This window comes from Hymenobacter setariae (assembly GCF_007713685.1).
In the GTDB taxonomy this organism is placed as follows: Bacteria; Bacteroidota; Bacteroidia; order Cytophagales; family Hymenobacteraceae; genus Hymenobacter; species Hymenobacter setariae.
Genome location: NZ_VMRJ01000001.1, coordinates 635,356 through 656,185 on the forward strand (window position 1 = coordinate 635,356; position 20,830 = coordinate 656,185).

At 60.1% G+C, this 20,830-nt stretch carries 20 protein-coding genes; 6 read left to right on the top strand and 14 right to left on the bottom strand.

The genetic code is table 11. From position 1 onward, the window contains the following. Positions 1 to 72: 72 nt before the first annotated feature. Entirely contained in the window at positions 73 to 1,059 is a 987-nt protein-coding gene (locus FNT36_RS02680; RefSeq protein ID WP_144843996.1) for an acyl-ACP desaturase, read from the bottom strand. Between the two features lie 191 nt (positions 1,060 to 1,250). Between FNT36_RS02680 and FNT36_RS02685 the strand changes: the two genes are divergently transcribed. Next, a complete protein-coding gene (locus tag FNT36_RS02685) occupies positions 1,251 to 2,837 on the top strand; it encodes a glycoside hydrolase family 32 protein (RefSeq protein ID WP_144843999.1) in 1,587 nt (528 codons plus the stop codon). Positions 2,838 to 3,017: 180 nt separating this feature from the next. Here FNT36_RS02685 and FNT36_RS02690 read toward each other — a convergent pair whose 3' ends face one another. From FNT36_RS02690 to FNT36_RS02710, 5 genes are all read right to left on the bottom strand, one after another. Then, positions 3,018 to 3,749 (bottom strand): class I SAM-dependent methyltransferase, encoded by a 732-nt coding sequence (locus tag FNT36_RS02690; RefSeq protein WP_144844002.1) that lies wholly within the window; start codon positions 3,747 to 3,749, stop codon positions 3,018 to 3,020. Then, the gene (locus tag FNT36_RS02695) at positions 3,742 to 4,815 is read right to left on the bottom strand and encodes an SRPBCC family protein (protein ID WP_144844005.1); all 1,074 of its coding nucleotides are present in this window, start codon (positions 4,813 to 4,815) and stop codon (positions 3,742 to 3,744) included. The genes FNT36_RS02690 and FNT36_RS02695 overlap by 8 nt, the downstream gene beginning before the upstream one ends. Before the next feature lie 22 nt (positions 4,816 to 4,837). Further along, complete coding sequence (locus FNT36_RS02700; protein WP_233635623.1) at positions 4,838 to 5,383, bottom strand: GbsR/MarR family transcriptional regulator; 546 nt, start codon at positions 5,381 to 5,383, stop codon at positions 4,838 to 4,840. 232 nt (positions 5,384 to 5,615) lie between these two features. After that, the gene (locus tag FNT36_RS02705; RefSeq protein ID WP_144844006.1) at positions 5,616 to 6,578 is read right to left on the bottom strand and encodes a TIGR01777 family oxidoreductase; all 963 of its coding nucleotides are present in this window, start codon (positions 6,576 to 6,578) and stop codon (positions 5,616 to 5,618) included. A 137-nt stretch (positions 6,579 to 6,715) separates the two neighbouring features. After that, a complete protein-coding gene (locus FNT36_RS02710) occupies positions 6,716 to 7,792 on the bottom strand; it encodes a nucleotidyltransferase domain-containing protein (protein WP_144844009.1) in 1,077 nt (358 codons plus the stop codon). A 126-nt stretch (positions 7,793 to 7,918) separates the two neighbouring features. Between FNT36_RS02710 and FNT36_RS02715 the strand changes: the two genes are divergently transcribed. After that, positions 7,919 to 10,123 carry a TonB-dependent receptor gene (locus FNT36_RS02715; protein WP_233635624.1) on the top strand — a complete coding sequence of 735 codons (2,205 nt, stop codon included), beginning with the start codon at positions 7,919 to 7,921 and terminating at the stop codon, positions 10,121 to 10,123. 107 nt (positions 10,124 to 10,230) lie between these two features. Here FNT36_RS02715 and FNT36_RS02720 read toward each other — a convergent pair whose 3' ends face one another. Beyond that, the gene (locus FNT36_RS02720) at positions 10,231 to 10,995 is read right to left on the bottom strand and encodes a nucleotidyltransferase domain-containing protein (protein WP_144844015.1); all 765 of its coding nucleotides are present in this window, start codon (positions 10,993 to 10,995) and stop codon (positions 10,231 to 10,233) included. A gap of 248 nt (positions 10,996 to 11,243) precedes the next feature. Here FNT36_RS02720 and FNT36_RS02725 point away from each other — a divergent pair, with 248 nt between their 5' ends. After that, positions 11,244 to 12,902 (top strand): catalase, encoded by a 1,659-nt coding sequence (locus tag FNT36_RS02725; RefSeq protein WP_144844018.1) that lies wholly within the window; start codon positions 11,244 to 11,246, stop codon positions 12,900 to 12,902. Between the two features lie 93 nt (positions 12,903 to 12,995). Here FNT36_RS02725 and FNT36_RS02730 read toward each other — a convergent pair whose 3' ends face one another. The 5 genes from FNT36_RS02730 to FNT36_RS02750 all read right to left on the bottom strand — a co-directional run bounded on the left by FNT36_RS02730 (position 12,996) and on the right by FNT36_RS02750 (position 16,001). After that, positions 12,996 to 13,415: an arsenate reductase ArsC gene (locus tag FNT36_RS02730; protein ID WP_144844021.1), complete on the bottom strand. Its 420-nt coding sequence runs from the start codon at positions 13,413 to 13,415 to the stop codon at positions 12,996 to 12,998. A 68-nt stretch (positions 13,416 to 13,483) separates the two neighbouring features. Then, the gene (arsB, locus tag FNT36_RS02735) at positions 13,484 to 14,560 is read right to left on the bottom strand and encodes an ACR3 family arsenite efflux transporter (protein ID WP_144844024.1); all 1,077 of its coding nucleotides are present in this window, start codon (positions 14,558 to 14,560) and stop codon (positions 13,484 to 13,486) included. Between the two features lie 12 nt (positions 14,561 to 14,572). Next, complete coding sequence (locus FNT36_RS02740) at positions 14,573 to 15,076, bottom strand: GNAT family N-acetyltransferase (protein WP_144844027.1); 504 nt, start codon at positions 15,074 to 15,076, stop codon at positions 14,573 to 14,575. A gap of 76 nt (positions 15,077 to 15,152) precedes the next feature. Next, positions 15,153 to 15,614, bottom strand: coding sequence for a DUF6428 family protein (locus FNT36_RS02745; RefSeq protein WP_144844029.1), 462 nt, complete (start codon positions 15,612 to 15,614; stop codon positions 15,153 to 15,155). A gap of 33 nt (positions 15,615 to 15,647) precedes the next feature. Next, complete coding sequence (locus FNT36_RS02750; RefSeq protein ID WP_144844032.1) at positions 15,648 to 16,001, bottom strand: ArsR/SmtB family transcription factor; 354 nt, start codon at positions 15,999 to 16,001, stop codon at positions 15,648 to 15,650. Positions 16,002 to 16,224: 223 nt separating this feature from the next. Here FNT36_RS02750 and FNT36_RS02755 point away from each other — a divergent pair, with 223 nt between their 5' ends. After that, on the top strand, positions 16,225 to 16,689 hold the full coding sequence (locus FNT36_RS02755; protein ID WP_144844035.1) for a hypothetical protein: 465 nt from the start codon (positions 16,225 to 16,227) through the stop codon (positions 16,687 to 16,689). A 33-nt stretch (positions 16,690 to 16,722) separates the two neighbouring features. On the opposite strand, the gene FNT36_RS02760 is transcribed toward FNT36_RS02755, so the two are convergent. Then, positions 16,723 to 17,658, bottom strand: coding sequence for a sugar phosphate isomerase/epimerase family protein (locus tag FNT36_RS02760; protein WP_144844038.1), 936 nt, complete (start codon positions 17,656 to 17,658; stop codon positions 16,723 to 16,725). Positions 17,659 to 17,814: 156 nt separating this feature from the next. Here FNT36_RS02760 and FNT36_RS02765 point away from each other — a divergent pair, with 156 nt between their 5' ends. After that, positions 17,815 to 18,270, top strand: a complete 456-nt coding sequence (locus FNT36_RS02765; RefSeq protein ID WP_144844041.1) for a VOC family protein — start codon at positions 17,815 to 17,817, stop codon at positions 18,268 to 18,270. Between the two features lie 79 nt (positions 18,271 to 18,349). On the opposite strand, the gene FNT36_RS02770 is transcribed toward FNT36_RS02765, so the two are convergent. Next, entirely contained in the window at positions 18,350 to 19,132 is a 783-nt protein-coding gene (locus FNT36_RS02770; RefSeq protein ID WP_144844044.1) for an NIPSNAP family protein, read from the bottom strand. Positions 19,133 to 19,374: 242 nt separating this feature from the next. Between FNT36_RS02770 and FNT36_RS02775 the strand changes: the two genes are divergently transcribed. Beyond that, positions 19,375 to 20,829 (top strand): TolB family protein, encoded by a 1,455-nt coding sequence (locus FNT36_RS02775; protein ID WP_233635625.1) that lies wholly within the window; start codon positions 19,375 to 19,377, stop codon positions 20,827 to 20,829. Position 20,830: the final 1 nt, after the last annotated feature.

The window sequence follows — 20,830 nt, forward strand, 5'->3', positions numbered from 1 at the left end:
GTGCAGCCAAAAGCCCCAGCTGCACAGGGCAGCCGGGGCTTTTATAGCATTGCTTCCTAAGTAGCTTACTGCTTAGCTAATCCATTTGAACTGGTACTCCAGCTTGGGCACCGGCATGCGGTCGCTCACGCGGCGCAGGCGGGCGGGCAAGGCCATGAGGTAGTCGCGGCCCTTTTCGGCGGCCGGCGTGAGGCCGGTGCGGTCGGCGATTTTCCAGTCGCTGATGAGCGTGTCCAGAATCTCGGTGTAGTCGTTGCTGGTGTACACCCCTAGGCGCTGGGCAGCGTCGGTGAAGTGGCCAAAGGTCTTGCCAATGTCCACACCCATCTCGCGCATGTAGTGGGCGGGCATCACGATTTTCTTGCGCATCATTTCCTCGAAGGCCAGCATCATCTCGCTCGGGTCAAGCTCGAAAATCTTGTCCACAAAGGTTTTGTAAGCACGAGCGTGGCGGTTTTCGTCGCCCGCAATCATGCCGCAGATTTTAGAGAGCTGGTCGTCGCCGGCGGTGCGGGCCAGCTGGCCCACGCGGCGGTGCGACACGTTGGTGGCCATTTCCTGGTAGCTGGTGTACACAAACGACTTGTACGGGTCGTGGGCCATACCGAGGTCGAAGCCGTCGTTGATGAGGTGCTGCGTCGAAACCTCAAACTCGCGCATGTTCACGCGGCCGCAGAGGTAGAGGTAGCGGTTGAGCAAGTCGCCGTGGCGGTTTTCCTCGGCCGTCCAGCCCCGAATCCACTTTGCCCACCCGTTGTTGTCGTCGCGGTTCATGTTGTCAATCTCATGAAACCACGCCTCGTAGTTGGGCAGCGCTTCCTCGGTGATGGTATCACCAATGAGCACGGCCAGCAGGTCGTAGGGCAAAGCGGCGGCTTTTTCGCGGAGCTCTTTCACTTCATCGAAAAAGGTATCGCGGCGCGAATCGGGCAAGAAATCGGCGGGCTGCCAGCTTTTTTCCACGGGCTTCAGAAACTCGTAGATATTGTCTTTCAGGTAACCTTCGAGTTGCTCAAGTACTTCGCCGCGCGAAATAAGAAGGTTTTCAGGAAGTGTCATAAGATATAAGGGCACTGCACATGAGCGGGCAGTGAATAGAACACACGAAGGTCCGCTTTTAGTTGAATTGATGCCGTACATGATTAGGGCATTTGTGCCAGCAGCGGCGGTTGGCATAGCGGCCCATTGTGGCGCTTGGCACTACCTTGCTTTTTCTCAGCTAGTAAGGTTTCGTTCTTTCTTTCCCGCCCATGCCCAAAAAATACCTGGCCCTGGCACTAGCCACGTTGGCCGCCTGCCAATCGGCCCCTTCGCATCCCGAGACTACAAGCCAAACGCCAGCTTCCGCGGCTACCTCGCCCAGCGCCAAGCCCGCTGCTTACCAAGAGCCCTACCGGCCGCAGTTCCATTTTTCGCCTAAGGAAAACTGGATGAATGACCCCAACGGGCTGATGTACGAGAACGGCACGTACCATCTATTTTTTCAGCAAAACCCCACGGCGCCAGTAGCCGGCAATATTCACTGGGGCCACGCCACCAGCACCGACTTGGTACACTGGCAGCAGCAGCCCACGGCCTTAGCCCCCGATAGCCTAGGGCTGATTTTTTCGGGCAGCGCAGTACTTGATGCCCAAAATACCAGCGGCCTAGGCCAGCCCGGGCGCCCGGCTATGGTGGCTCTTTACACCAGCCACAGCGAGAAAAAGGAGAAGCTAGGCCGGCAAGATGTAGAAAACCAAAGCCTCGCCTACAGCCTCGACCACGGTCAAACCTGGACCAAATACGCCCAGAACCCGGTGCTCAAAAACCAAGGCAGCCGCGACTTCCGCGACCCCAAAGTGAACTGGTACGCGCCCGGCAAGAAGTGGTTGATGGCCTTATCGGCCCACGACCACATCGAGTTCTACTCTTCCAAAAACCTGTTGGCCTGGACCAAGGAAAGCGACTTTGGCCGCACCCTAGGGGGCCACGGCGGCGTGTGGGAGTGCCCCGACCTGATACAGGTGCCCGACGAGCAAGGAAAGCTGCACGACGTACTGATAGTCAACATGAACCCCGGCGGCCCCAACGGCGGCTCGGCCACGCAGTACTTCGTGGGTAGCTTCGATGGCAAGACCTTTCGGGCCACCCAGCCCGGCACGCACTGGCTCGACTACGGCCCCGACAACTACGCCGGCGTAACGTGGACCAACCTGCCCGCCGGCAGCCCGGTCACGCTCATCGGCTGGATGAGCAACTGGAACTATGGCCAGCAGGTGCCTACCAACCCTTGGCGCAGCGCCATGACCGTGCCGCGCACCCTGCGCCTGCGCAGCGCGGCGGGCCAGCTGGAGCTGGCCTCGCAGCCCATCGCGGGCCTGGCCAAGCTCTACGACCAGCCCGTGACGCTCAGCAACGTGGCCGTGAATGGCCGCTATGACCTAGGTAAGCAGTTGAAGACGCGCACCGGGCGCTTCCGCCTCAACTTTACCGTACCTAAGGCTCAAACCTGGTCGGTGGTGCTCGGCAACGACCGCGACGAGCGCCTGACCATCGGCTACGACCACGCCAAGAAAGAGTATTACCTCGACCGTAGCAAGTCGGGCAACATCGCCTTCGCGCCCGCCGATAAAGGCTTTGCGCAGGTGGCCCGCGCCCCGCGCCTAGCCACGGGCCCCACCCAGGAAATCACGCTGCTAGTTGATGCAGCTTCCGTCGAGCTGTTTGCCGATGGCGGCCTGACCTGCATGACGGGCATCTTCTTCCCCAGCGAGCCCATGACGGAGCTGGTAGCCCTGCAAGCCGAATCTGCCCTTACCCTGCCGCGCGTGGAGCTGGCTGGTATGAAGTCGATTTGAGATAAGTAAGCCCATTGTCCCTAGGTCGTCTTGCTGAGCTTGCCGACCTAGGGACCTTTTTCAAAACCTTGAATGCGCGCTGCGCCATCAGCATCTAGCAAACGCAAAAGGCGGGCTAGCCCTCTGACAGATAACATTAGCCTAGGTGCACCAGAGGCTACATGATACCCAAAGGCCACATTAGAGCTTTTCAGCCACTATCAGCCGGGCGCAACCGGGCCACAGCCGCTGCTGCCGCACCTGGCCAAAACCTGCGTCGCGCAGGGCGGCCAGCAGTGCCGGCCAGCGCACCCCAGCACAGGCGTAGCGCGGCAGGGCAGCATGACCAGCGGCCTCGCGACATAGGTGCCGCAGCGTGGCGGGCAGCAGTTGCAAATAAGTCAGCATGGCCGCCCGCACCCAAGGTTGGGTAGGCAGGTCAAATTCCAGAAGCGCCAGCTGGCCGGCAGGGCGCAGCAGACGGGCGGCTTCGGCGGCTAGTGCCGGGTAGGCAGCCGGGGCCAGCGTTTTTAGGCCGAAGGCGCAGGTAACGGCCGCCGCCGCGCCGGCGGGCAGCTCAGTGGCCAGCGCATCGGCCTGACGCAGCGTGAGGCCCGGCGCATGCTGCCGAGCAGCGCGAGCGAGCATAGGCGCCGAAAAATCGACGGCCGTCAGGGCGAGCCGGCTGCCTAGGTGCTGGTGCAGCGGCTGCCACAGCTCGGCCCCACCGGCCATGAGGTCGATCACTGGCACAGGGCCGGCGGCGGGCCAGCGGAGGGCGGCTACCAGGCTGCGCCGCCAGCGCCCCAACTGGCCGCCCGACAGCCATTCGGCCGCGCCGTAGGTACTGGCTAGCTCATCAAACAAGGCCCGCACGCGGGCGGGTCGGTAGCGGGCGGCTACCGGCAGCGAGGGCAATAGTAGCTCAGTCATGGCGGGGTTGGGCTTGCGTTTCGGCAGCGACTTTGAGGGTGGCTAGCACGCGCTGGTGCATCGCATCGAGCAGATAATCAGACCAGAGCTGCCAGTAGGGCCGCGGCCCAATGCGGTGGCGATACACGGTGCGGGCTTCGAGCAGGGTGCGCCCGCCCGGCAGCGGCCGCAGCCGAAACGTGCCGCTATCGACCTGGAAGTACCCATGCAGGTGAGGCGCGTGCACCTGCGGGTACGGGCTCAGCTCGTGCATCGGGGCGGGCATATTGGCCGGGGGCACCGCAAAGGTGAGCTGCCGGCCCGGCTGCCAGGCCACCACCGGCAGGCGCGCCAGCCCTTGCGAGTAACGGCACACCAGCGTGCGGCAGTTGGCAGCCGAGTCGTAAGCCAGGGCTGTGCGCGTGGGGTACACTACTCCCGCCCGAAACCAGCCCGTGGCGGCCGGGTACTGCACCGGCCGCGTGAGCGCAGCCCACACTTGAGCGGGGGGCGCGTTGACCTCCAGCTGCGTGCGAACGAGCCGGGGCACTACCGGCGCAGGGTGGCTAGCCTCGTAGTGCTGCGCGGCGGGGTACAGCACCAGCACGGTCATGAGCATGGGCAGCGGGCGCGCCCGGCCCGTAACCTGCACTAGCAGCGCCCCTAGGGCTGCCCCCACCAAGGCCATAAAGAAGGCAATGGGCAAAGCCATCGCAATGCAGATAAAGCCCTCTAGCTGCAAGCTCAGCAGGCACACCAACGAAAAGCCCACCGCCAGCACCCCTACCACAGCCTTCGTAATGGGCCAGGTACCACCTCCCTCGCTGGGCCGCGCCCACTCGTGCAGCAGCACGGCCAAAAAAGCGCTGATGCCCGGCGACAAGCAAAACAACAGGCCGCCATAGTCGCCATATCGGGTAATGGATAAGGTCATCAGGCCCGCGCCCAGCAGGCCCGTAGCCACAATGGCCACCAGGGCGCATAGCCACGGCGAATCGCGCCAGCTTGCCGGTTGGGGCGGCTTGGGGGTAGGACGCACGGGGTCGGTCGCCGGCGAAGGGCCGGCGGAGTCTGGGAAGGGCTCCATACTGAAAGAGATTGAAAGTGAGCTACAAAAACAGCTTCAGAAACTTATCTAGAATCCAGTTGCGCTCGGCCCGCATGAGGCGGGTAAGCAGCTTGTCGGAGGTGTCGGCCAACTGCTGAATGTCGCTGAGCACGGTGTGAAAGGCCTGGTAGTCGGCATCGGCTGGGTTGCCGGGCAGCTGGGCCAGCTGGTCGAGGGTGCGCTTCATCTGGTCGAGCTCGCGGCGCTTGCGAGCGGCGATGATGCAGCGCGTTACTTGCAGCATATCCTTCTCGGCCACAAAGTACTCGCGGCGCTCGCCGGGGCGCAGCTCCTTGTAAACCAAGCCCCAATCGATTAACTCGCGCACCGTCATGCTGGCGTTGCCGCGCGAGATGGTGAGCTGCTCCATAATGTCTTCGGTGCTCAGGGCCTGCGGGCTCACCAGCAGTAGCGCATGCACCTGGGCCAGCGTTTTGCTTACGCCCCAGCTTGTGCCCGACACGCCCCAGAGGTTGATGAACTGGGCTTTGGCTTCGGCGAGGGTGGGTGCGGGCTGGTCGGGTTGGATGGGCTTTTCAAGTGGCATTTGACAACTTATTCAGCGTAAAGCGATTGCAATGGTAATGTATAGCACAATGGGTGTTAGGTAAGGAAATATCACTAACACAACCTTTTGGGTAGTGCTCAGCGATGACGACAACACTAATAGACTACCTAGAAATGATACTGGTAGAAAGACAATGCCGATATAGGGTGTCATCGTCAGTAAGCAGCCTATACAGCTCAGCAGAAACCCCGCAGCGTTGAAGCAGCCTTTCTTAGTCATGACCCCGCGAGCTAAGTGTACCTAGCGACATACTGGTAGTATCACTTGTCTGCAACAAGTCCCCCACCGCTACCTCACAATTTTCATACTCAAACTGAAAACCTGCCGCGAGCAACCGCGCGGGGTACACCTTGCGGCTTTTGAGAATCAGCTCGGTCTCGGTGCGGAGTACGAAAGCTCCAATTTCAAGCAGCCACCGGGGCTGCGGCAGCCGCAGCAGCGGGCGTAGCTCGCGGGCCATCAGAGCGTTGAACTCCCAATTGCGCAGCGGGTGCGGAGCGCAGAGATTGACCGGGCCGCTGAGGTGGTCGGCATGGGTTAGGAACTCTACCGCCCGGCAAAAATCGCGGATATGCAGCCAGCTAACCCACTGCTGGCCGGAGCCTTGTGGCGTGCACAGACCGAAGCACGCCAGCCGCGCCATTACCGGAAACGCGCCACCATCGGCACCTAGGACAATGGCCGTGCGCAGCGCCACGCGGCGCGTAGTGGCGGGCACAGGGGACGCCCAAAACGCCGCTTCCCAGGCCCGCCCCACTTCTTCCGAAAAGGGGCCGCCCGGCGTGAGGTTGGCTTCCACGTTGGCGGGCGCGTCGTTACGCGTATCAGGGTAAATAGTAGCGGTTGAGGAGTTTAACCACACCCTAGGTGGCCGTATACAGGCAGCCACAGCTGCGCCTAGGATATGGGTGCTGTCAGTGCGGCTGGCCAGGATGGCGCGGCGATTGGCCTCGCTGTAGCGGCAATCGACCGAGCGGCCGGCCAGGTTCACGAGCAGGTCGGCGCCTTCCAGTTCCTGCGCCCAGGGGCCTAGGGTGCGGGCGTCCCAGCGCACGTCGTTGGGGCCGGTGCGACTAATGCTTACCGTCTGGTAGCCCAGCTCTCGAAAATGCGCAGCCAAATGCCGACCCAGAAAACCATTTCCACCAATGAGGACAAGTTTAGGCTGGGGCATGGCTAGAGGGAAGGCTGGGCAACCGGCGCCGTGCCGGGGCTACTGCCTTTGACGAAGCAAATGTATCACAAGTTTCAATAATTATTGAAACTTGTGATACATAATTTCGCAAACCATCACTAATATCTCTTATCTCACTATTCCACAGCCTTATAAAAAGCTGTTCGCACCCGCCGCAGTATTTCTTCGGCCACGACGGCATCGGGTGCGGCGGGCAGGGCTGAGGCAGTGAAAGCGGCTTCCACCCGCTCGACCAGTTGCTCGGCTTCGGCCACTAGCTCGGCATACTCAAACTCGCCGCGCCGGATTTGGAGCAGAAACTCGCGATTGGGGCGGCGCACGTGTAGTTGGCCGGTTAAGGCAATTTCCTCAGCCATTTGTAGCAGCCGAAAGACGTGCAGCATATTTTTGGCGTCGTAGTTTTTGCCGTGCTGCACGGTGTTGGCATAGCGCTCTTTGTTGCGCTTCTCGACCCACTCCCAGTACTCGCGAAATACGCGGCAGTAGGAGCTGTAGCCGTTGCGGTTAAATGATAAATACGCCACCGGCTCCTCCCCTTTCGGCACCGCCGATAGCTGCACGTCCTGGCTGGTTTCGGGGTCGCGCACGAGGCCACGGTAGCCTAGGTGCTGGCTAGGCGTGCGGTCTACGAATAGCGCGTAGAGGTCAGTGAGGTGGGGCACATTAGCTAGGCCGCATTGCGCAGTACTGAGGCCCTGGCGGGCCAGCCATACTTCGGCGGGCTGCGCGCCGGCCCCTACCGTGACGTAGCAGAAGTCTAGCACCGACTTACGGCCGGGCGGCTCGGGGTGGTTTATCTTCTTATTCAAACCCTTGGCCTTGCGGATTTGGGCCACGGCATACTCGGCAAAGCTTTGGCGGCAGAGCTTGGACAGAAAGTCCTGGGGTTGAAACTGGTCGAAGAGTGGGTGCTTGTAGACAATGCAGTCAGGCGGCGTGCCCAGCAGTTCCAGTACGGTGGGGTTGTTTTTCAAGAGTAATTCCACGAAGCGGCGTAGCTCATAAAACACCTCATCGTTGGTGTCATTGGCCACCTGCGGCACATAGTCGAGGCCAAAGAAGGCATTCTCGGGCAGCACAAATACGCCTTTCAGGTCGGTATCGGAGTGCGGCAGGTTGGTACCATAGGCCCGGCTCCCACTCACGGCTTCAAACAGAATAAGGCGCTGCTGGCGCAGGTCGGCAATGGTCATCGATTAGTAACGGCTAGCGGGCGGTACCTTCAGAATTCCCCCAAATAAACGGCCGTGTTTTGTAGACTAATGCCCAGGGTTCGATTGCCGGGCGTTTTTATCGTGCTATTACGCTGTTTACTCTTCGTGCTTCTGCTGGCATTGCCAGCCGCATTGCGCGCCCAAAGCCTTCGTTTTATTCTCCGCGACTCGACCAGCCGCCAGCCGCTCATCGGGGCCAGTGTGGGCGTGCCGGGCACCGGCGTGGGCGGCACCACCGATGCTGCGGGCAGCGTGCAGCTAGCGCCCGCCCCCGCCGCAGGCACCCGCCTGCGGGTAGAGGCCCTAGGGTACAAGCCGCGCACTGTGGCGGCCCCTGCGGCGGGCGGCGCGCCTACTACCCTGCTGCTAGCCCCGAGCGCCGCCGAAATCGACGAAGTGGTCGTTACGGCCACCCGCACCAACTCGCGCATTGAAGACCAGCCCGAGCGCATTGAGGTGCTGGGCGAGGAAGAAATGCAGGAGGAAAATGGCATCAAGCCCGGCAACATTGCCAGCTTGCTAGGCGACTTTGCGGGCACCCAGATTCAGCCTACCTCGCCCACTACCGGCAATGCCGATTTGCGCATTCAGGGCTTGCAGGGGCAGTATTCGCAGATTTTGCGCGATGGGCTGCCGCTGTACGGTGGCTTTGCGGGCAGCTTCGGCATCTTGTCGGTACCGCCGCTCGACCTCAGGCAGATAGAGCTGCTGAAAGGCTCGAATTCGACGCTGTTTGGCGGCGGGGCCATTGCGGGCCTGGTAAACTTGGTAAGCAAAACACCCACGCTCGGCAAGTCGCAGTTTACGGCCACGCTCAATCAATCGACCCTGCGCGAAACCAACCTCAATGGCTTCGCCGCGCAGCGCGGGCAGCGCTTTGGCTACTCGGTATTTGCGGGCCTCACGCGGCAGCAAGACGTGGACGTGGACGGCGACGGCTTCGTGGACGTGCCCCGCGTGCGCAACCTCACGGTGCACCCTAGGCTATTTTATTACCCCAATGCCCACAGCCAACTAGCTCTAGGCTACACTGGCACCTTCGAAAGCCGGCGCGGCGGCCAGCAGCAAGCGCTGCGCGATGACGTAGAAACGCTGGGCGGCACTACCTATTTCGTAAATAACGCCAGCCAGCGCCACACCGTCGATGCCATCTATACCAACGACAGCGTAGGCACGGGCCGCCTTACACTGAAGGGCGCAATTACCAATTTCGGGCGCGATGTACTGACCAACACGGTGGCGTTCAAAGCTAATCAAACTACCTATTATACTGAGGCAAGCTATTTGCACGACCTAGGCCGCGGCAATACCATCGTGGCCGGCGTGAACATCAACGGCGAATTGCTGCGCAACGCTGCTGGCAGCGCCACGCCACTGCTGAGCACGTATACCTATAATACAGTGGGTGTTTTTGCTCAGGACAACTGGACGCCCACGCCGCGCTTTAACCTGCAAGCCGGCCTGCGCTACGACCACCACAACCCCTACGGCGGCTTTGTACTACCGCGCCTCTCGGCGCTGTGGCACGTTACCGACCGGTTTACCGCTCGTCTCAACGGCGGCCTAGGGTATCGAGTGCCGGTGCCCTATGTCAATAGCCTCGACGAGCGCGACTACCCGCAGGTGCAGCCGTTACGCGGCCTGCAGGCCGAAACATCGCAGGGCCTCAACGGCGACGTGAACTACGAGCACCGCTTTGGGCCCGAAACGGTGCTGAACCTCAACCAGTCGTTCTTTTACACGCGCTTGCAGCACCCGCTCATTTTGCCCGATGGCGGCATTGTGGGCGGCCCGGGTTCCAGCAACTACCAGCCCGGCAGTGGCCCGCTCACTTGGCAAAATGCCAGCGCGCCCGTCGTTACGAAGGGCCTCGAAACCTATGTGCGCCTGCGCGCCGACGAGACAGAGCTGTACCTAGGGTATGTATTTACCTACGCTCGCCGTGGCTACGACCCCGTGAACCCGAACGTAGAACTTGCCGCCCGCCACAAATTTGCGGCGGTGGCCGTGCAGGAGTTCAGCGAGCATTTTGGGGCGGGCATCGAGGCCAGCTACACCGGCCAGCAATACCTCAGCGATGGCACCACCACGCCCGGCTACCCCATTGTGGCGGCGCTGCTGCGCTACCGCACTGGCCCCTGGACGGTGGTCCTCAACGCCGAAAACGTGTTTGACTACCGCCAAACGCGCCGCGAACGCGTGGTGCTGCCCGTGGGCGGCAGCTACACTAGTCCCGTTTTCCGCGAGCTGTGGGCGCCGGTAGAGGGGCGCGTAGTGAACTTGTCGTTGAACTGGAAGTTCGGAGGCTAATGCTACACGCTTGCATCTACCTGTCATGCTGACGAAGGAAGCATCTTATCAGGTTAGAGCCTTACGTGATGAGATACTTCCTTCGTCAGCATGACAGGTGGTTATGGTTAAGAATCAACTCCTAGCAATTGCCGAAATAAAGCATCTAAGGGCTCATTCAGATTCTCACCGCGCACTACTGGCAGCGCCGCCCGCGCCGCCTGCCCGGCTGCATATTCTGCCGCCAAAAACTCCACCAACGTGCCCGGCCGGGCCACCATCGTTTTCTCATTAGAATGAGCTTTTTGTGCCAGTAGCTCATCCACAGCCCCTTGCAAATAAGCAGGTAGCAGCTCGCGCAGTGGGGCAAATTCCATGGGCGGCAGCGTGTGGCGCTCGCGTATCCAGCGGGCGGCCAGGGCTGAGCGCAGGGCATAGAACAGCCGCTTTAGGCGCACCTCCTCGGTCACTAGGTCTTCTTCTACCCCGCGCCGCAGTTGCCCGAGGTAGTGGTGTAGCCCGGCTTTCAGGTTAAAGGCCTGCGGGAGCAGCGGCGCTAGCTGCGCCTGAAAACCTGGTGCCTCGTGGTACACAATGGGTGATTGCAGCCACTCGAAGAGCGCCGCATTGCTCCCGCGCAGCAGGCGTAGGGTTTTGCGCAGTTCCCAACCGCCTAGGTCCAGTTCGTCATCGACAGGAAAGCTGAGCGTGTCGGGGCCTTCGTCGAGCCCTAGGTACCAGGCCAGCGGGTGCACGTAGATGAAGCGTACATCGTAGTCCGAGTCGGGCGAGGGGAAACCCCAGGCGCGGCTGCCCGACTCGCAGGCGTACAAAATTCGGATGTTATGCTGCGCTTCAAGGTCGCGCAAGGCGGTGGTAATGCGGTCAGTCATTAAACAAAAAGAAGGGCAACCACTAGCTGAAAAAGGCTTTTGCCAAAAAAAGCGCTACGTTTGTTAAACAAAAAGCGATTACAAACCTTAGGTATAGCAATTCCGCAGCTAGCGGGCGCTGAACAAAAAGCGGCACCGTTGGCCTTTTAGTAAGAATGCCAAAATTTTGTAGCGGCCTTTCGCAAACCTACGTGCGAGTTGCCGGTACTTTGCCCATATTTCCTCCCAACCACTAACCCTTTATACCAATGGATAACCCCCAGAACGGGCAGACCTCGTCGGAAAACGGCAGCGGCACCGCCGTGAACGGCGTAGGCTCGGCGCAAGACCAGCGCACGGCCAGCGGCGAAACTGCCCAGACCCTGACCACCCGCCAGGGCCACCCGGTTTCGAATAACCAGAACCTGCGCACCGTGGGCAACCGCGGCCCGGCTACGCTGGAGAACTATCAGTTCATCGAGAAAATCAGCCACTTCGACCGCGAGCGCATCCCCGAGCGCGTGGTGCACGCTCGCGGCGCTGGCGCCCACGGCGTATTCGAAGCTTACGGCACCGTAGGCGGCGAGCCCATTGAAAAGTACACTCGTGCGAAGCTGTTCAACACTAAGGGCAAAGAAACCCCCGTGTTTGTACGCTTCTCGACGGTGGGCCACGGCGGCCACTCGCCCGAAACCCTGCGCGACCCGCGCGGCTTCGCGGTGAAGTTCTACACCGAAGACGGCAACTGGGACCTCGTGGGTAACAACCTGAAGGTGTTCTTCATTCGTGACGCCATCAAGTTCCCCGACCTGATTCACTCGCAGAAGCCTGACCCGGTGTTCAACCGCCAGACTGGTCAGCGCATCTTCGACTTCATTTGCAACACCCCCGAGGCCATGCACATGGTGGCCTTCCTGTTCTCGCCCTGGGGCATTCCGGCCAACTACCGCCAGATGCAAGGCTCGGGCGTGAACACCTACAAGTGGGTGAACGCGCAAGGCGAAGCCGTGCTGGTGAAATACCACTGGGAGCCGCAGCAGGGCGTGAAAAACCTGACCGCTGGTGAAGCCGAAGCTATTCAGGCCAAGAACTTCAACCACGCTACCCAAGACCTGTTCGACAACATCAAGAAGGGCAACTTCCCCAAGTGGGAGCTGCGCGTACAGATTATGTCGGATGAGGAGCATCCCGAACTGGACTTCGACCCGCTCGACGACACCAAGATTTGGCCCGAAGACAAGTTCCCGCACCTGCCCGTAGGCATGATGACGCTGAACCGCAACCCCGAGAACTACTTCGCTGAAGTAGAGCAGTCGGCCTTCGGTACCGGCGTACTCGTAGACGGCCTCGACTTCTCGGACGACAAGATGCTGCAAGGCCGCACCTTCTCGTATTCGGACACCCAGCGCTACCGCGTGGGCCCCAACTACTTGCAGCTGCCCATCAACGCGCCCAAAAAGCACGTGGCTACCAACCAGCGCGATGGCCAGATGACGTACCACGTAGACGCGGCCCCCGGCCAGAACCTGCACGTCAACTACGAGCCCAGCAGCCTCAACGGCTTGAAGGAGTCGCCCTCGCAAGGCCCCGACCACACGCCGTACTACGCCGCCAAGCTGGTGCGCCAGACCATCGACCGCACCAACAACTTCGGCCAAGCCGGTGACCGCTACCGCCAGCACGAAGACTGGGAGCGCGACGACCTCATCAACAACATGGTGGGTGCGCTAGCCGACGCCGAGAAGGTGATTCAGGACAAGATGATTGAGCTGTGCACCAACTGCGACGCCGACTGGGGCAAGCGCCTGGCCGACGGCATCAAAGCTGCCCAAGCTAACGCTGACGGCGGCAACCAGTACAACGAGCGCCAGGCTACCGAAGCGGTAGGTCAAGCCGAGGAAATGGCGCACGACGCCAAGCCCTACTAGCTTGAAGCACTCCTAGGTCTGCCCACGGCAGCCCTAGAACCAAGAACGCCGCCCTGGCAACGGGGCGGCGTTTTTTTGGTATTATGCTGATAATTAAAAGTTAGTCGCCACAAATTCTTGCGCGTACTGCTTTACCTGGTCGCGCACGCGGCGAAACTGCTGCATTATATCCTCTTCGCTGCCAGTGGCCTTGGCGGGGTCAGGGAAATTGTGGTGCAGTTTCTGCGCCGACGACGGGAACACCGGGCATACCTCATTGGCGTGGTCACATACGGTCAGCACATAGTCGAAAGGCACTTGGGCGTACTCCTCCATGTGGTTGCTGGTGTGCTGACTGATGTCTACGCCGTCTTCGGCCATTACGCGCACGGCGCGGGGGTTCAGGCCGTGCACCTCTACCCCCGCCGAATAGACATGGGCTTTCTCGCCCAAGAGTTGCTGGAGGTAGCCGTGCAACAGCTGGCTGCGGCACGAGTTGCCCGTGCAGAGCACCAGGATATTTTTAGGAGCCATATGGTTGATAATAGGCGGCTTGGAGAGTTATGCAACCAGTAATGTGAAGCGCTACTGCGCCGAATGTGCTACGCTTGGTACCATCGCCGCCGAAACCAGAACGCCAGGTTGACTAGCGCAATCAGCGCCGGCACTTCTATCAGCGGGCCAATGACGCCAGCGAAGGCCTGGCCCGAATTCAGGCCAAATACCCCAATAGCCACAGCTATTGCCAGCTCGAAGTTGTTGCCGGTAGCCGTGAAGGCGATGCTAGCGTTCTCAGCATAGCCGGCCCCTAGGTACTTACCCGCCGCGAAACTGAGCACGAACATGATACCGAAATACAAGGCCAGGGGTAGCGCGATGCGTAGCACGTCGAGCGGAATACGCACGATAGTATCGCCTTTCAGGCTGAACATGAGCACGATGGTGAGCAACAGGGCCACCAACGTTACGGGGCTGATGGCGGGCAAGTAGACGTTTTCGTACCACGCGTCGCCCTTCAGGCGGCGCAGGACCAGGCGCGAGAGAAAGCCCGCCGCAAACGGAATACCTAGGTAAACGAGCACGCTCCGGGCAATAGCGCCGATGCCAATGTGCACCGCATAGCCCTTCAGGCCAAAATAGGGCGGCAACACCGTGATGAACAGCCACGCCAGCACACTATAGAAAAGCACCTGAAAAATGGAGTTGAGCGCTACCAGCCCGGCCGCGTACTCCCGGCTGCCATCGGCCAGGTCATTCCAGACTAACACCATCGCAATGCAACGAGCAATACCAATGAGAATCAGCCCCATCATGTACTCCGGCTTGTCGGGCAAGAGCCAGACGGCCAGCAAAAACATGAGTACCGGCCCCAATATCCAGTTCAGAAACAGCGAAAGCCCGATGATGCGCGTGTTGCGAAAAATCACCGGCAGCTGCTCGTACTTCACCTTAGCCAGCGGTGGGTACATCATTAGGATGAGGCCGAGGGCCAGCGGCACGTTTACCGTTCCGACCGAGAAATAATGGATAGCCTTGCTGCTACCTGGCACAAAGTAGCCTAGGGCCACCCCTAGGGCCATGGCTAGGAATATCCAGAGCGTGAGGCCCCGGTCGAGGCCAGACAATTTCTTCTCAGCCACCGCCGTAGCGGGCGGGGCAGCTTGCTGGGTAATTTCCATGCTTATAAGTTGTTAAGCCACGCCTACGCGTTGGCTGCGCCGCTCTAGCAGCAGCGTATCGCGCCAGATACCGGCCAGGCAGCCAATGCGTTCGCGCCGACCCACTACTCGGAAGCCTAGGGCCTCGTGCAGCCGCACGCTGGCTTGGTTTTCGGCAAAAATGCCGGCCTGCAGCGTCCACAAGCCGTGCGCTTCTGACTCGGCCGCGAGGGCGGCCAGCAGCTGCCGGCCCACGCCCCGGCCCCGGGCCTCGGCAGCGATATAGATGCTTACCTCCGCCACGCCCGCATACACGCAGCGGCTCGATACGGGTGTCAAAGCCGCCCAGCCCACTACCAAGCCGGCATCGGCCACAGCTACCAAGCGGCTGTGGGCCAAATGGCTGCGGTCCCATTCCTCCCAGCTGGGCGCTTCGGTGGTAAAAGTGGCTTGGCCAGTAGCGATACCCTGCTCATAGATGGCGCGCACGGCGGGCCAGTGCGTTGATAGCAGAGGCTCTATCTGCAAATGCATCATACCACAAACCACTCGTTTAAAAGCTTTTATAGACAATTAATGAACCTAGGGAGGCCGGCGTAGCGGCGCGGGCAGCCTAGCAGCACCCGCCGCCCGGCGTGCAGCAGGCTACTTGCAATTGGGGCAGCGCAAACTGCCCATTACTAGGAATACCGCAGGCATCCTGCGCCAGGCAAGCTGTTTGCTTCGGCGTCAGCAGAAAGTCGGTACCGTCGAAGGCCAGCCCAAACTTGCCGATGGTGTCCTGCTGGTATTCTACCTCAATGTTCAACTCTTCGCTGCCCAGAATCCGCTCCGACAGGTTTAGGATGTGCAGAAATTTTTGTGGAGCCAGCCGGTGGTCGTAGTCGCCAGCTTCCCAGAGTTGGAAGTTGGCCACGGTTTCTTTCCGCTCCACGCCGCCACAATCAATATAGTGCTTAGTTACTAGCCCTACCTCCGTCACGTGGAAGTGGGCCGGCAGGTACGTGCCATTGGGCAGCTTGAAGTTCACGGCTTCCAGCCCCGCTAGGGACTGCTTCATTTCAGCGATTTTCATGGCTTTTGAGGAAATAAGGGGAAAGAAAATCAGTTAGCAGCCACAGGCATTGGCATCAGGCCCACAGATATCGGTGGCCGTGGCCGCGTCGAAAAAGGCCAAAAATTGCTGCCGCACCTGGCGCAGCAGTTCAGTATTGAGGCAGTAGCAGACGGTGAGACCGTCGATTTCCCCGCGTATCAAATCCAGCGCCTTCAGCTCTTGCAAGTGCTGCGACACGGTAGTGCGCGAGAGCGGCAGCTCGGCGGCAATGTCGCCCGAGATGCAGGTAGTCTTGCTGGCCAGCAGCTGAATAATAGCCACCCGCGCCGGGTGGGCCAGGGCCTTGGCCACGCGGGCTAGCTGCTGCTGCTCATCGGTGAAAACGGTGGTTTTGGCGTAGGTCAAGGGTAGCTTTATTAAGTATGACGCAAACATACGACATAGTATCTAAAAGACTAACTAGCGCCTAGGCCTTTGCCTACGCACGCGCTTGACGAAGTAGACAGCCACGACCTCCTTTGGCACCGCCCACGCACTTAGTACGAGCGCTATTTCAGCCAGCACCCGGTCTGCGTACCAGACCTTCCCTCCTGCCCCCGCGGACTAAGCTTCTGCTTAACTTCGCGCTATGCTATATCGCCCCCTGGCTTTTGCGGCCGCTACTTCGCTCCTGCTTGTTGCCTGCCGCGAGCAAGCCACCCAAACCACCGAGGTACCCGCCACATCGGCGGCCTCTACCCCTGCCGGGCCGCAGTGCTATGCCTACCGTTCGGCTAAGGACACAGTGCGCTTGACCTTGAGCACTATGCAGCCCACGGTCACAGGTCAGCTTTCGTACCGCTACTTCGAGAAGGACCGCAACGAGGGGACTATTCGGGGTGCTATGCACGGAGATACGCTGCGGGCCGAATATACCTTTCAGTCGGAGGGTGTGGCCTCCGTGCGCGAAGTGGCTTTTCTGCGGCGGGGCACCGGCTTTGTCGAAGGTTACGGCGATGTAATAGAGCGGGGCGGCGCTATGGTATTTAAGCAGCCGCAAACTCTAAAATTCGACTCGACTACTACCCTAGCACCCGTACCCTGCCCTAAATAGGCACCTAGGTCCCCACCGAAACGCCTCACCGGCCTACGCCCGCAGTATCTTTTCGAGCAGGGCCTTAGTCTTGCGGATGCCCTCCGGCTCGCTGGTCGTTTCGCCTTCATACTCGATACCCACGATGCCGCGGAATCCCGAGGCTTTGATGATGTTAAACATCTTGGGGTAGTCCGTTTCGACGCAGTTGCCCGCCGCGTCAAAGTCAAACGTTTTGGCGCTGACGCCTTTGGCCACGGGCATCCATTCCTTCACGGCCAAGTACTTGTCGTATTCGTCGAGGCACTTGCCGCGGTACAGCTCGCCGGTTTCGCGGCGGATGCAGAAGTTGCCGAAATCGGGCAAAATACCGACGTTCGGCTTGCCCACCTTCTGGATGGTACCTAGCAGCCACTTGCCATCGGAGGTGTAGCTGCCGTGGTTTTCGACTATCACGTTGAGGCCCGCTTTTTGGGCGTAGGTACTGAGGCGGCTCAAGCCATCGACGGCCGCCTGCTGCACCTCTTGGGCCGTGCCTTTGCCGAAGGCATTGACCCGCACCGTGGTGCACCCTAGGTAGTGCGCAGCATCGACCCACTTGTAGTGGTTCTCGATAGCTTTTTGGCGCTCGGCCGCGTCGGGGGCCCCTAGGTCGCCCTCGCCGTCTACCATAATGAGATGGTTGCGCACACCGTTGTCTTTGCAGCGCTGCAGCAGCTCGCTCAAATATTTTTTGTCCTCGGCTTTGTCTTTAAAAAACTGGTTGACATACTCAACCACGCTAATACCAAACTCCTTCTTCGCCATTACGGGAAACTCGAGGTTGGTCATTTTATTAGCGAACAAGGCCTTGTGCAACGACCACTCGGCCAGCGAGATTTCGAAGAAAGGCTTGGCACTAAAGGCCTCGGCCGCCAACTGTGGCGCTAAGGCAGTAGCGGCGGTTAGGGCCGCGGTATTCTTTAAAAACTGACGACGAGAAACGGACATGGGGGTGGGATAAAAGAAGTGAGGGAGCCTGCGCCCAGCCGAAAGTAGCACTCACGGCGCTACGCTACGCAGCAGCACCGGCAGCAATGGCGAAAAGCCCTGCGCGGCGCGTAGTTTTGAGGGCAACCCATCGCTCCCATCCAGTCCTTTGCTCTAATGAAAAAACTACTTTTTTACAGTGTTCTAGCCTTTTCCTTTGCTTTACTTGCACCTAGGGCCGCTCGGGCGCAGGGCCCGGTAGTGCTCAACCACATTGCGCTGTACGTGGTGGATTTGCAGAAGAGCGCCGACTTTTATAAAAACGCGCTGCTGCTGCCCGAGCTGCCCGAGCCCTTCAAGGACGGCAAGCACGTGTGGCTGCGCATTGGGCCGCACAGCCAGCTCCACATCATCCAGGGAAATAAAGCGCAGGAGCACGATATCAACACGCACTTGGCTTTCAGTGTCAAGGACCTAGCAAAATTCATGGCCCACCTCGACAAGCTGGGCGTGCGCTATGGCAGCTGGAAAAGCGAGCCGGGCAAAACCACTCCCCGCCCCGACGGCGTGAAGCAGATATATCTGCAAGACCCAGACGGCTTCTGGCTGGAAGTGAACGACGACAAGTTTTAAATCATATTCTTAAAAAACCAAAATCCCCTCCTGCTGTGGCAAGCGCAGCAGGAGGGGATTTTAGTTTTCTACTGTAGCCTTACAGGTCGGAGTAGTTGGCAGGCTGCAGGAAGGTGATGTCGATGTGCGACACGTTGTTTTGGTACTCGGGCAGGGCCGACAGGCGCTTCCATTCGGGGTCGGCGCCGAAGGCTTTCCAGTGCGCTTCGCGGTCAGCTTTGTTGGCAAAGGAAGTCATGTACATGAGGTTCGGCATTTTAGCGCCGAACAGGACCTCGCCGTAGAATATACCATTGAAGCCTAGGCGGTTGAAGAGCTTGATTTCGCCACCCGCGTTGAACATCTGCATTTTATTGCGGAAGATTTTTTCGCTCGCGCCCTCGTAGCTGCGCAGCTCATACACGCGCTCGGCCTTAGGGGCTGTGAGCTTGGGAGCGGTGAGCGCGGTCATTTCGTCGAACGCCTTGAGGAAGATGGTTTCGAGGCGACCGTAGGCAGGATTATTATAGGGTGCGTTTTCGAAGCTGCCACCAGCCGCCAGCAGCTTGGGGGCGGTGGTTTGGCGCAGCTTTTCCCACTGGCTCAGCGAGGCAAAGGGCGTGAATACGTAGATGCGCTTGTCGACGGCCGTGTCGTTGCCGATGGCCTTAAATACGCCCACCGTGCCGACGCCCGCGGCGTGCAGCTGCGGCACATACTGGTGCTGCAAGAAGCTATCGACCACCGCCACTTGGCGGGCCGTTTTGAGGTGGTACACTTTCAGCTCGAAGTAGGTGGGGCGAGCGGCCAGCGGGCGGGCAGTGGCGCTTGGGCCAAAGCCTAGGTAGCTACCAATAAGTAGCAGTAGGAAAATACGTTTCATGAGGGGGTTAAGTGGAAACTGGGGTACGCAAGCTAGCGGCGCGCGGCCAAACCCGATGCCCCACCCCGCGCAAGTAGCTAAGCAGCTAGCAATACACGTAGTAGCTGTGGCCAGCGGTAGCCTCGGCGCTGGCTGAGCCGCACTGGCTAGTTTCCATCCTTTTCTTTTCCCACCCAGCCCCGCCTTATATGGTAGCTTTTGCGCAAAGATTTTTTTTGGTGGCTCTCGGGCTAGTTGCTTTTTTGCACGCCTCGGCACAGCAGTTAGGCGTTTTTGAGGGGCAACAGGACATAGGCTCCGCAGCTAGGCCGGGCACAGCGACCTACGCGGCCGCCACGCAGCAGTACGTAGTCACGGGCTCGGGCGCCAACGTGTGGGGCGAGCACGACGAGTTGCACTATGTCTATAAAAAGCTCACTGGCGATTTTATTCTCTACGCCCGCGCCGCGCTGGTGGGCCGCGGCGTGGAGCCGCACCGCAAAATGGGCTGGATGGTACGCCAGAGCCTCGCTAGCAATTCGCCCCAGGTGTGTGTGGCCGTGCACGGCGATGGGCTGACTTCGCTGCAATACCGCCGCACGGCTGGGGCCGCTACCGCCGAAACCCAGGCAGCTATCACCCACGCCGATGTGGTGCAGCTTGAGCGCGTGGGCACTACTTTCACAATGCGCGTGGCCCAGTTTGGCCAGCCCTTTGTGACGGCACAGGTGGCCGACCTCGACCTAGGCGCTGAGGTATATGTGGGCCTGTTTGTGTGTGCCCACAACGCGGCCGTGACCGAAAAAGCTACGTTCAGCGACGTGCGCCTGGTAGTGCCCGCGCCCGCAAGCCTGGTACCCTACCGGCAGTACCTAGGCAGCCACCTCGAACTGCTAGAGCTTGCTACTGGCAAGCGCGACATTATTTATTCTGCGCCCGTTTCCTTGCAAGCGCCCAATTGGCGACCCGATGGCAAGAGTTTGATTTATAACAGCGACGGCCTCATCTATAACTTTGACCTAGCTACGCGGCGGCCAAGTGTGCTGCCCACCGGCGACGTCAAGAACAACAATAATGACCACGTGCTTTCCTTCGATGGCAAGCAATTGGGCCTCAGCAGCGGCGTGGAGGCGCTGGGCGGTTCTATTGGGTACATTGTGCCGGCCACCGGTGGCCAGCCCCGCCAGCTTACGCCCCGCGGCCCCTCCTACCTGCATAGCTGGTCGCCCGATGCCAAGCACCTGCTCTTCACGGGCGAGCGCAACCAGAACTTTGACATTTACCGCGTGCCGGCCGCGGGCGGGCCCGAAGTGCGCCTTACCACCGCCGCGGGCCTCGACGATGGCCCCGAGTACACGCCCGACGGCCAGTACATTTATTTCAACTCAAACCGCAACGGGCCCATGCAAATCTGGCGCATGCGCGCCGATGGCAGCCAGCAGCAGGCCGTGACCTCGGGCGATTACCAAGATTGGTTTCCGCACGTGTCGCCCGATGGTAAATGGCTGGTTTTTATTTCCTTTCTCAAAGAAGAAGTGCCGGCCAGCGACCACCCTTTTTATAAGCACGTGTACCTGCGCCTGCTCCCTATCGGGGGCACGGGCCAGCCCAAGGTCATTGCCTACTTGTATGGCGGCCAAGGCACTATCAACACGCCTTCGTGGTCGCCAGACAGTAAGCGCCTAGCCTTTATTAGCAATAGCGCGGACGCCCGCTAGC